The sequence below is a fragment of the Actinomadura opuntiae genome, assembly GCF_030283205.1.
Classification (GTDB): Bacteria; Actinomycetota; Actinomycetes; order Streptosporangiales; family Streptosporangiaceae; genus Spirillospora.
This window is the reverse complement of the sequence record NZ_JASNWF010000040.1, coordinates 12900-23879: the sequence shown is the minus strand read 5'-3', so window position 1 is coordinate 23879 and position 10980 is coordinate 12900. Positions and strand designations below refer to the sequence as shown.

General features: G+C 68.8%; 10 protein-coding genes. 3 read left to right on the top strand and 7 right to left on the bottom strand.

Going from position 1 to position 10980, the window contains the following annotated elements:
- Positions 1–8: 8 nt before the first annotated feature.
- From QP089_RS46790 to QP089_RS46765, 6 genes are all read right to left on the bottom strand, one after another.
- Positions 9–1358 (bottom strand): discoidin domain-containing protein, encoded by a 1350-nt coding sequence (locus QP089_RS46790; protein ID WP_285921076.1) that lies wholly within the window; start codon positions 1356–1358, stop codon positions 9–11.
- A gap of 92 nt (positions 1359–1450) precedes the next feature.
- Positions 1451–3127, bottom strand: coding sequence for a discoidin domain-containing protein (locus tag QP089_RS46785; protein ID WP_285921075.1), 1677 nt, complete (start codon positions 3125–3127; stop codon positions 1451–1453).
- Between the two features lie 337 nt (positions 3128–3464).
- Positions 3465–3956 carry a nucleotidyltransferase domain-containing protein gene (locus QP089_RS46780; RefSeq protein WP_285921074.1) on the bottom strand — a complete coding sequence of 164 codons (492 nt, stop codon included), beginning with the start codon at positions 3954–3956 and terminating at the stop codon, positions 3465–3467.
- 340 nt (positions 3957–4296) lie between these two features.
- Positions 4297–5907 carry a bifunctional 3-(3-hydroxy-phenyl)propionate/3-hydroxycinnamic acid hydroxylase MhpA gene (gene mhpA, locus QP089_RS46775; protein ID WP_285921073.1) on the bottom strand — a complete coding sequence of 537 codons (1611 nt, stop codon included), beginning with the start codon at positions 5905–5907 and terminating at the stop codon, positions 4297–4299.
- 5 nt (positions 5908–5912) lie between these two features.
- Positions 5913–6839 (bottom strand): VOC family protein, encoded by a 927-nt coding sequence (locus QP089_RS46770; protein ID WP_285921072.1) that lies wholly within the window; start codon positions 6837–6839, stop codon positions 5913–5915.
- 31 nt (positions 6840–6870) lie between these two features.
- A complete protein-coding gene (locus QP089_RS46765) occupies positions 6871–7713 on the bottom strand; it encodes a fumarylacetoacetate hydrolase family protein (protein ID WP_285921071.1) in 843 nt (280 codons plus the stop codon).
- A 331-nt stretch (positions 7714–8044) separates the two neighbouring features.
- Here QP089_RS46765 and QP089_RS46760 point away from each other — a divergent pair, with 331 nt between their 5' ends.
- The 3 genes from QP089_RS46760 to QP089_RS46750 are packed head-to-tail and all read left to right on the top strand — an operon-like array spanning position 8045 to position 10060.
- Complete coding sequence (locus QP089_RS46760) at positions 8045–8782, top strand: hypothetical protein (RefSeq protein ID WP_285921070.1); 738 nt, start codon at positions 8045–8047, stop codon at positions 8780–8782.
- Complete coding sequence (locus QP089_RS46755) at positions 8782–9321, top strand: cupin domain-containing protein (protein ID WP_285921069.1); 540 nt, start codon at positions 8782–8784, stop codon at positions 9319–9321. Before QP089_RS46760 ends, QP089_RS46755 begins: the two co-directional genes overlap by 1 nt.
- Positions 9272–10060, top strand: a complete 789-nt coding sequence (locus QP089_RS46750; RefSeq protein ID WP_285921068.1) for a class II aldolase/adducin family protein — start codon at positions 9272–9274, stop codon at positions 10058–10060. Before QP089_RS46755 ends, QP089_RS46750 begins: the two co-directional genes overlap by 50 nt.
- Here QP089_RS46750 and QP089_RS46745 read toward each other — a convergent pair.
- On the bottom strand, positions 10057–10872 hold the full coding sequence (locus tag QP089_RS46745) for an IclR family transcriptional regulator (protein ID WP_285921067.1): 816 nt from the start codon (positions 10870–10872) through the stop codon (positions 10057–10059). The two genes, QP089_RS46750 and QP089_RS46745, sit on opposite strands and share 4 nt — an antisense overlap.
- Between the last annotated feature and the right edge of the window lie 108 nt (positions 10873–10980).

Genomic DNA, 10980 nt, shown 5'->3' with positions numbered 1-10980 from the left:
TCCCTGGATTACCAGCCGACGGCGACGAGGAGATATTGCGGGTCGCCGTGGGAGATGAAGGAGGACTGGCCGGCGTAGTCGTCGTACGGGAAGCCGTAGGCGAGGTGGCCGATGGCGTGGTCGTGCCAGAACTCGGCGTAGTAGTTCGCGGGCGCGGCCTGGTAGAACAGCGACGGGTCGGACCACTGCGATTGCGGCAGCTGCGCGACGTGCCGGTTGATCGCCGAGCACTTCGCGGCGTCGTTCGCGAGCGGCCCCGCGCATCCGGTGACCTGGGCGGTGGTGGCTGAGACGCCGGCGGACGCGGCGTAGGAGGTGAAGTAGTCCGCCTGGGCGCCGCCCGGTTGGAATACGGGCGCGTTGCCGGGCGCGGGGATCCGGTACGGGGCCTCCACCGTCGCCAGCGAGTCGAACTCCGGCGGCATCTCGTCGATGAACCGCTGGAAGGTGGCCGAGCGCTCCTCCTGGAAGATGGCCTGGTCCTCGCCGACGGACACGTCGTAACCGTCGTGGGCGTGCAGCCGCATGGCGAGCTTGAGGCCGAACCCGTCGACCCGGGTGGTGTTGCCGTTGAAGACGTCGGCGCCGATCGTGAACTCAATGAAGTCCTGGTACCGGCTGTCGGGGGAGCCGAGGAAGAAGTACATTCGGCCGGCGGAGTTGACCGGCATGTCCAGGTAAGGCTGTTCGGCGATCGAGTGGGTCTGCCCGTTGAAGCGCCAGTAGACCTGGCTGTCGGGATACTTCCCGTTCGTCCGGTTGAGGACCTTGACCATGAGGACGTTCTGCGCCGGCGGGATGGTCGAGGTGTCGCCCCAGAATTCGTCGGCCGGAGGCGTGGTCGTCCCGGTCGTGTGGACGCCGAATGACCACAACGAGTATCCCCATTGGGTGGCGCGGGTGGTGCCGTACATGCGGATGTAGCGGCCCGTGCCGGTGACATTGAGGGTCTGGTTTCCGCCGGTGCCTGTGGTCGTGGAGTAGATGGGGGTCCAGCTGGTGGCGTTGTCGGAGACCTGGATCTGGAAGGCCTTGCCGTAGGCGGTTTCCCAGTTGAGGTCGACTTGGCAGATGTCCTGGGTGGTGCCGAGATCGACCTGGAGCCACTGGGGGTCGTTGAAGGCGCTGGACCAGCGGGTACCGGAGTTGGCGTCGACGGCGGCGGAGGCGGGGAACGAGGCGTTCTCGGTGGATGACGCGGTGGCGGGACGGTTCAGCGCCGCGTCCGACGAGCCGCACGTCGCCGCCGTGGCGGGGCCGGCCGGCCCCGGGACGATGAGCGCGGCTACGAGCAGCCCGGCGAAGGCGGTGGCCGGGCAGGCTCTCCTGAACGACCAATGGGCTGGGACGGGATGCATGCGCATCTCCTTCGGGGCGGGGGTGAGCGAGCGGACGTCCTTTCGATAGGCGTTCTTGCGCGTCGCGCTGGTCGAACGGTTTCTGGCCGCAGTCAGGTGCCGTAGACCTGGAGCTCCCAGAGGGAGTAGCCCCACTGGGTGGCTCGTGCGGTGCCGTACATCCGCAGGTACCGGCCTGACCCGGTGACGGGGAGGGTTTGCACGCCGCCGGTTCCGGTGGCGGTGGAGTAGACGGCGGTCCAGGTGTTCGCATCGTTCGAGACCTGGATCTGGAACGCCTTGCCGTAGGCGGTCTCCCAGTTGAGCGACACACCGCAGATGGAGTGGGTGCCGCCCAGGTCGACCTGGAGCCATTGCGGGTCGCTGAAAGCCGACGACCAGCGGGTACCGGTGTTCCCGTCGACCGCGTCGGGTGCGGGGAAGGCGCCGGACTCCTGCGACGACGCGGTGGCGGTCCCGCCCAGCGCGAGGTCGGTCGTCGAGCAGGTGCCACCGCCGCCGGAGGGCACGGTCCATTGCTGTTGCGGGGATCCGGTGCAGGTCTCGATGTCGAGCCGGGCGGCCGTGTTGCCGCCTGGATCGGTCAGGCAGAGGCCGGAGTGCGGATTGACCAGTTCACCGTTGGCCTGATGTTGCCAGACCTGGGCGTTGGTGCCGTTACAGGCGTACCAGTCGACGTTGGTGCCGCTGGCGGTACCCGCGGCGACCACGTCGAGGCAGCCGCCCTGGACGCGCAGGGTGTCGTCGCTGTAGGTCGCCCAGGTCTGGCCGGAAGCACCGTTGCAGGCGCTGACGCCGATCGGGTTGCCCTCGGTGTTCAGCGAGTTCTGGTTGGTCAGGCACAGGCCGTTGATGCCGGTGACCCTGCCTGTAGCGGTGGCCTTGGCGGCGGGGGTGGAGTTGCCGCCCTGCTCGTACACGGCCACGTAGGCCACGCTCATCGAGGCGCCGGAGGTGGTGGCGGAGGTCGGTGTGCTGCAGTTGCAGACCCCGTTCGGGTAGTTACCGCCCATCGCCAGATCCCAGATGATGAAGAAACCGTGGTCGATGGCCTGCTGCCAGGCGGACGTGCCGACCGATGCCTCGGTGATGGTGCTCTCCACCGTGCCGTCCATGAGGAATTGCAGGGTCTCGGCGCTGGTGTTGGTGCGGTCGATGATGACCGAGTAGGTGTGGTAGCCGGTCTGGCAGGTCGAAGAGGTGTCCGGGCAGGCGATCAACCCGTGCCCGGGGCTGTTGGACGCGTCGTGCAGGGTCTGCGACGCCTGGTTGAGGCCGTTGACGTCCTCCATCATGTCGATCTCGCCCGAGGCGGGCCAGCCGCCGCCCGAGCGCATCGGCGACCCCAGCGCCCAGAACGCCGGCCAGTACCCCAGACCGTTGGCGGGATTCGGCTGCCTGATCGACGCCGTCATCTCCATTTTGCCGCCGGGCGGGGCCTGGAAGTCATCGCGCGCGCTCTCCAGCCGCGCGGAGGTCCAGGTGCCGCCGTTGTTGATGGCCTTGATCACCAGGTGGCCGCTGCCGTCCAGGTAGGAGTTGGCGGTGGAGCTGGTGGTCTGCTCGGTCTCGCCGGTGCCGTATCCGGTACCGATGTCGTAGAACCAGTTCGCCGACGACGGCGGCGAACCGGCGGCCCCGGCGAAATCGTCGCTGAACACGGTGGTCCAGCCGGCCGGGGGCGGGGGCACGGTCTCGGCGTGTGCAGCGGGGGCTCCGACCGCGGCCGTGGTCACGAACGCGCTCAGACAAGCGCCGAGCAGAGCCACCACGGCGAGAATCGACCGGCCTCTGAGCGATCCGGACCAACGACCTGGGGGTGCAGAAGCTGCGGACATGAAGATCTCCAGAGCCGGGGCCTCCTCATGGAGTGCTCTCTAGGGGCGACACTGATCTCGTTCGCTACTTAAGTCAAGCCTAAATTTAAGTATCTTTCTGCGGCAGGCCCGCATACCGGGCGAGATCCTTCCCGCGGTGCTTCAGCCCTTGGTTGAGCGGCGGCGAGGAGAGCATTCGGTGATCGACATCGGAGACGGTCGGCCGTGGGCCAGACGCTGGAACCTCTCCACTACCGGTTTGGCCTGTCCGACAGGTGAGTGCTGTTGATCAGAAGTGCGTAGTGATCCCGAACGCCTCGCGGAGCTGGGCCATGTCGTGACGGTCCCGGTCGCTGGGCTCGTAGCCTTGGTGAAAGTAGACCTGCTGTTCAGCTGACAGGCAGGGAACGGTGCTGTGGTGAATCGTGCCGGTGACGAAGCAGCCCGCTGGATAGATGAACGGGCGCCCTGGTTCCAACGAAGCCTGAGTGGCGCTTCCATCGGGTGCGAAGGCCAGAGGATGCAGGTCGATCTGGCGTCCCGTCGCATCCGCGACGACGAAACGCACGGGGCGCCAGTTGAGCGACTCGGCGAAGCCGGCTTCTGTAAGAGCCGCAACGACAGTCGGCTCTTGCTCATGGCGATGCATGAGATCCAGGTCCCGATGGGGGCGGGTCTGCCTCCCCAGCAGGGCATCGATGCCCCATCCACCGCCGACCCAGACATCCGCGCCAGCTTTTCCGAGTACGTCCAAGATATACAACACATCATCGCCGGTCATGGCAAACACTCCTTTCGCTCTCCCAAGAGAGCGCGGGCGGCCCGGTACCACCACCAGCGACGCGCAAAGGATCGCCGAACTGGAGCGCGAGAACCGCGAGCTGCGGCGGGCGAATGAAACCTTGAAGGCGGCGAGCGCCTATTTCGCCCGGGAACTCGACCGGAAACCGCCGCGCTGGTCGAGTTCGTCGATACCCACCGCGAACGGTTCGAGGTCGAGCCGGTCAGCCGTGTGCTGGAGATTCCGCCGTCCCGTTGGCCCCCTTGGCGCCGCAGTCCCGTCGCGTAGTGCTGCCGCCGCAAGCGCGGCCGTCGCATCACGGATTTAGGTCATCAGCAGGTCATTGGTGTGGGTCGGTGCGGAGAAAGGCCATGGGCCGGTGCAAGTGGTCCCGGAGTTGACCGATCAGCTCTCGTGGGCCCTTGGCGTCGGTTGCGGTGCCGAACAGGTAGAAGTCGGGCCGGATCACCGCGGCGACGTGGCCGTGCTCGCGCATGTGGGGCAGGTAGCCGCCGGTGGCGTCGAGGTACCCCTCGCGAGGCGCCTCGCTGTCGTGCAGGGCGACGAGGGTCGCGCCGATTTCGGACAGGAACGCGCGGTCGGTGTCGTCGAGTGCGTCGAGCGGGGAGGCGCCGTCGGTCAGGACGGTGAACCCGCCACCGGTGAAGTGGTCCAGCAGCGCGGTGCGACCCCGATGAGTCACCTCGTACTGCGGAGTGAGGTGCCCGACGTCGGGTGCGCGGGTCCCGTCGGGTGCTCGCTGCAGCACGCCGTCGCCCAGGACGGGCGGCGGGGCGGGAGGCAGAGCGTGTTGCGGGTCGGCGCCGGCGGCGATCATCCTCGCATCGCGGGCTGCGGCCCTGCCGGGGTCGAGGACGCAGATGACCTGGCCGAGCGCCATGGACATGCCGATCGCGTGCTGGATGTGCTCACTGCGTTCGGAGGTGTAGGTGTCCAGCAGCCCGGCGTCGGCGCGGCGGCGGAGGACGAGGCCGAGCTTCCAGGCGATGTTGATCGCGTCGCGCATGCCGGAGCACATGCCCTGCCCGGCGAACGGGGGCATCTGGTGGGCGGCGTCCCCGGCCAGCAGCAGCCGGCCCTCGCGCCAGCGGTCGACCCAGCGGGCCTGGAAGGTGTAGACCGTGTGCCGCTCGATGGTGGTGTTCTCGGGCGTGCGCCCCCACGGCTCGAGCAGTCGCCAGGCGGTCTCCGGGGTGTTGAGCTCCTCGACGCTCTCGTGGGGCAGCCGCAGGAACTCCCAGCGCCGTCGTCCCGGCCCGCCGGAGACGATGGTCGTCGGCCGCTCGGGATCGCACAGCTGCCAGTTCATCGGCGACCAGGTGGTCCGCTCGTGCGGGAGGGTGTCGACGATCAGCCAGTCGTAGAAGAAACCGAGGTCGGTGACGGTGGTGGCCATCGTGGAGCGGACGAAGCTGTTGGCGCCGTCGGCGCCGATCACGTAGCGGGCGCGTATCTCGCCCGGACCGTCGGCCCCTCTGGCCCCCAGGCGGACATGGTCGTCGCGGAGTTCGAGTTGTGTGATCTCGCATCCGCGGCGGACGGCGACACCGGGCACCTTCTCGACGGCCTTGGAGAGGACGGCCTCCAATTCGGGCTGGCAGAAGAAGTTGGCGGTGGGCCAGCCCGACGGGCCGGTACCGGACCAGTCGATGCGTACCAGCGCCTCACCATCCCGGTTGCGCCACTCGTAATGGTCGGGCACGGGATCGGTGATCGCGCGGACGTCTTCGCCTACACCGGCGGCCTGGAAGATGCGTCCGATCTCGTGATCGAAGTGGACCGCGCGGGGCAGCGCATAAGGGGCCGGCCAGCGTTCGGCGACGATGACGTCGTGCCCGGCCTTGCCCAGCAGAAGGGCGAGCATCTGACCGACCGGGCCGAAACCGACGATCGCGACGTCGTGCAACGTGGGGGAGGTGTTGTCGGTCACGGCCCCTACCTCGACTCGCTGTGTGCGCCGGTCATGAGGGCGGCGAGATCGTCGGGCGCCAGGAAGGACGGCGGGGGTGGCGGGCCCCAGTTGAAGAGGCCTTTGGCGCCTTCCAGGGTTTCGGGGATCCATAGTTGGTCGTCGATGATGCAGTCCATGTCGGAGTAGTACTCGCTGAAGTTGCCCGCAGGGTCTTTGAGGTACCAGAAGAAGTTGGAACCGGCGTGGTGGCGGCCGAGGCCCCAGACGTGCCGTTCGGGGTGGTCTTGGAGCATGGCGGCGGCGCCGCGTCCGACGTCGTCGATGTCGTCGATCTGCCAGGAGGTGTGGTGCAGGAAGGTGACGGGGGCGGCCAGGACCAGGATGTTGTGGTGGTCGGTGGAACAGCGTAGGAAGGCCCCGTGGTCCTTGATGTAGTCCGAGGCTTTGAAGCCCAGGCCGTCGCGGAAGAAGGCGGTGGTGGTGTCGAAGTCGGTGGTTCCCAGGACGGCGTGCCCGAGTTTGCGGGGCCGCACGGGTCCGGTCCGCAGGACGCCTGGTGCCCGGGAGTCGGCGCGCTCGACCCGGCCCGGGCCGTTATAGACGGTGGCGGGAACCGGGTCCTGCACTAGACGCGGACCGACCTCCACCACCGCGCGTACGCCGGTGGCCTTGTCGTACGCAGTCAGGGACGAGCCGCCAAGAGTGCTGTCGATGCCGAGGCGCTTCAATCGGGAGGCTGCCGCGCCGAGGTCGTCGATGTGGTCGGCGCCGATGCGAACTTCGACCAAGCGGCGGGTGGGCGCGCGGACGATGTGCAGCTGGCGTCCGGCGTCTCGGGTGGTGAACCAGCCGTCGCCGTCCGGGCTGAGGCCGAAGTCGGCGTAGTAGGCGGCGGTTTCGGCGACGTTGGGGACCCCCATGGTGATGGAGGCCAGACGGTGCAGTGCCATGCGAGGCTCCTATGTCCGCCGGGATGGGGGTTCAGGCGACGAAGGTCTGTCGCAGCTCGCCGATGCCTTCGATCGTGCTGACGAGCTCGTCGCCGACCGCCAGCCAGCGCTGCGGATCGCGTCCGAGGCCCACGCCCGCCGGCGTTCCGGTGAAGATCACATCGCCGGGCAGCAGCGGCAGCACGGCCGACAGCCGTGCCACCAGGGCGGGGACCGGGAAGATCAGGTTGCTGGTGCGGCTCTTCTGGACCTCCTCGCCGTTGATCGCGCAGCGCAGTTCGAGGTCGTCGGGGTCGTCGAACTCGTCCGGGGTGACCAGCCACGGGCCGATGGGCGCGAAACCGGGGAATGACTTGCCCAGGCTGAACTGGGGCGCGGGTCCCGCGAGCTGCACGATCCGCTCGGAGATGTCCTGGCCCACCGCCAGACCGGCGACATGGCTCCAGGCATCGGCCTCGCTCACGGCTTCGGTGTGGCGGCCGATGACGGCGACCAGTTCCACCTCCCAGTCGGTGTGTCCCTCCGCGGGCAGCTTCACCTCCGTCACCGGTCCGCTGATGCTGGTGGCGAACTTGGTGAAGACGGGCGGCAGCCCCTCGGGGGCCGCGAACCCCGACTCCGAAGCGTGGTCGCGGTAGTTCAAACCGATCGCCAGCGTCTGCCGCGGAGCGGGGACCGGTGAGCCCAGCTCGCTCGGCTCGAACGCCGCTCCCGCGGGCAGGTCGGCGCTCGCGGCCCAGTTGCCGAACTCCCGCCATCGTTCGTACACGGCTTGCGGGTCCGCGGCGAAGCGGCCGTTACTGGCCCGCTCGACGTCGACGGCCCGGCCGTCGGCGATCAGGACCAGACGGCCGGAGAGGTTGGCGATACGCACAGGCGGTCTCCAAGAGGGAACGAGGCGGGGCGACCGAGACGGCCGACCGGACCGGGCGTCGAGGCCTGCCCGAGGCGTCGATGACGGCGGCAGGATCGCTCGACGGTCAATTCAGCATGATGATTAGGTCGATCTTGAGTGCAGTTGTCTCAGTGTGTCAAGTGCCTGCAGTCGGATGAACATGGTGAATCAGAGGAGGGCCGGCGCGGCCGGATCCGGGGGCCTGGTTCACGCGCATGAAACAGCGTAGTGTCGTCATGCGAAACAGGCGACCTCATCTCGGAACAGTTCGAGCAGGTGTGGGGCCGCTTGTCAAGAGCCAGGAGGAGTGATGACCTCGACTCGCGAGACGCAGGAACTGCTGGAAGAAGGTTCCGGTGCACGACTCGGGCCGCCCGACCCCGGCCGGGCACCGCTCAAGGCGAGCGTGTTCGAGCGCATGGCCGGGGCGAACTGCGCGCTTCTGCCGCTGTTCCCCTACCACGACGCCGGTTCGATCGTCCCGTGCGGTGCGATTCTGCGGGGCGCTCCGGACGCCGAGTTCGGGCACTTCTTCCACTTCAACACGGCCGAAGAGGTCGTGGTGGTCTTCGGCGCGCACAAAGCGATGCTGGCGACGGGACAGATCTACGCCACGCAGCCCCTGCACGGGGTGAACTCGTTCCTGCGCGACCCGGCGGACCCGGAGGCGTTCGCGCTGATCACGATCACCCAGCATCAGGCCGAGGAAGGCGACCAGAACGAGGCGGTGATCTTCCGCTGCATGAAGTGCCACCAGGAGCTGCTGCGCTTCGACTACGACGCGACCCCGCAGGGAGCGGCGAACCACGCCCCGGCCGCCTACGGCGGCTCCGAGGACGACCACGTGGCGATGTTCCCCACGCTGTGGGGCGGGACGGAGGCCGCGGCGGCCTTCGACGAGGAGAGAGTCCGCACGTGCGGGAAGTGCGGGCACGTCAACGACCGCTACCCGATCGAGACGTGGGGCTGGCAGCGCTACGTGGTGCAGGTCAGAACCGCCAACGATTCACGGCGGGCGCTGGACGAGGCCGCGAAGGGGGAACGGTGATGGAACGCCGTCGGATGCTGCACGTGTTCAAGGCCGCCGGTGAGGTCGGCCAGTACGAGGACGCGCCGCTGCTGCCCGAGCACGTGGACCCGCAGATCTACCTGTCGCGCAACTCGGTCGCACAGCCCTTCTTCCTGGTCTGCGAGAAGGACAGCGTGATCGCGCAGATGTCCGGGCGGGCTCAGGTGGATCTGCTGGACACCAGCGTGAACCTCTTCGACATGGACCCGGGGGACATGGTCTACATCCCGGCCCGCACGCCCCATCGGATCCGCCCGGCCGACGAGTCGGTGCAACTGCGCTACAAGGCGCGTCACAGCGTGCTGGAAGGCGCGGTGTGGACGTGCGCCGCGTGCGGGCACGTCCTGGCGCGCCGCGAATGGGAGCTGCCCGATCCGCCGTCCAGGGCCTACGCGGAGGTGCTCGACTGGTTCAATGCCTCGGTGGCCGGCGAACCCTGCCCGGAGTGCGGGGCCGAGGTGCCCTCCATTGAACCCGCGGCGTTCAGCTGGGCGGCGACTCCGGCGGCGGCCCCGTGACGGGTGCGGTGGACCCGCCGTCCGGCAACTGGGCGAGTCGCTGGACGAGCTCGCCGACGCCTGCCGCGTCCTGGCTTCCGCCGGCCACAACGATCTCACCCTGGGGCATTGCTCGCTCCGCGATCCGCAGGGCCGAGGCTTCTGGCTCAAGCGTCCCGGCCTCGGGCTGGACGAGATCGCCGACCGGCGCGATTTTCACCTGCTGAGCTGGAGCGGGGTCCCGGTCGACGGGGCGGTGCCGCACATCGAGTGGCCGATCCACGCCGGCGTGCTGACCGCCCGTGAGGATGCGCGGGTGGTGGCCCACACCCATCCGTGGTGGGGTCACCTGGCGGCGTGCCGGGCGACACCGTTGCGGCTAATCGGCAACGAGGGCGTGGCGTTCGCCGGTGGCGTACCGCTGTTCGGCGAGACGCCCGACCTGATCCGCACACCGCAACTGGGCGCCGCCGTCGCGGCCACGCTCGGCGCGCAGCGGGCGGCGCTGCTGACCCACCACGGCGTCGTCTTCGCCGGAGGGTCGATCGCCGAGGCCGTCGTGACCGGTCTGTGGTTGGAGCGGCTGTGCCGCAGCAACCTGGTGCTCGATCGGGCGGACGGCGCGGTGACCGAGATCGACGCGGAGACGGCCGCAGCGAAAGCCGGGCGGACGTTCGCCCCGGGGCCGGTGGAGTCGCATTGGCGGTACCTGCGGCGCAGGGCGGAGGGACCGCCGTCACGCGGACGCTGTACCGGTTAGCCGAGCGTCGCGCCGAACTCCGTGCCGACCCGGATGGTGGCCGCGCCGATGCGTTCGATCCATGCCCGGTCGACACGGGAGCGGGGTGCGGTGGTCACCAGGGCGGCCCTGGTGCGGCCGCGGCGGTCCCGGACGGGTGCGGCGACGGCGCTGAGTTCCTCCTCGCTCTCGCCCTGGTTGGTCGAATAGCCCCGGTCGCGGACCTGATCGAGCTCGTCGAGGAGTCGGTCGACGGTCCGGATCGAGCGGTCGGTGACGGCCGGCAGCCGGTCCGGGAGCAGGGCGCGCACGTCCGCGTCAGGGAGTTCGGCCAGCAGCGCCTTGCCCGCCGCGGTGGCGTAGGCCGGCAGCGACTGGCCGATGCGGTTCCCGGCACGCACCAGCCGGTCGCTTTCGAGGCCGTCGAGGAAGACCACTTCGGCGTCGCGGAGCTCGGCGAGGTGAACGGTCTCGCCGGTCTCGTCCTTGAGGGCCTCCAGAAAGGGCTTGGCCGAGACCCGGATGTCCATCTGCTGGACGACGGCGAGGCCGATGTCGACCAGCGCCGGTCCGGGGCAGTAGCCGCGGGAGATGGGGTCCTGGATCACGAAGTCGTGCTGCAGCAGCGTCGCCAGCATGCGGTGGACCGTCGAGCGTGACAGTCCCATCTCCCGCCCCACCTCGTTGACGCGCAGCACCTGCCGGGTCTCGAAGAGCCGCAGCAGGCGAAGGACGTTGTCCACGGCGCCGATGAGGTTGGCCGGGCGGGGCCGCTCCCCGCCGGCGGCGGCGTCCGGGGAGGTGCGGGGGCCGGTGTCCTGGTGCTTCGTCACGCGGGACACGGTACCGGAGCACGGCACCGAAGGTTCGTCAAGACCTTGACGAACTCTTTTGTAAGTCGCAGTATGCGGGTCACTGTTTCGCATGACGACTCCCAGAGG

Coding starts and splice junctions, on each gene's coding strand:
- QP089_RS46790 (WP_285921076.1), bottom strand. CDS start 1,358: ATGCATCCCGTCCCAGCCCATTGGTCGTTCAGGAGAGCCTGCCCGGCC.
- QP089_RS46780 (WP_285921074.1), bottom strand. CDS start 3,956: ATGACCGGCGATGATGTGTTGTATATCTTGGACGTACTCGGAAAAGCT.
- QP089_RS46770 (WP_285921072.1), bottom strand. CDS start 6,839: ATGGCACTGCACCGTCTGGCCTCCATCACCATGGGGGTCCCCAACGTC.
- QP089_RS46760 (WP_285921070.1), top strand. CDS start 8,045: ATGACCTCGACTCGCGAGACGCAGGAACTGCTGGAAGAAGGTTCCGGT.
- QP089_RS46755 (WP_285921069.1), top strand. CDS start 8,782: ATGGAACGCCGTCGGATGCTGCACGTGTTCAAGGCCGCCGGTGAGGTC.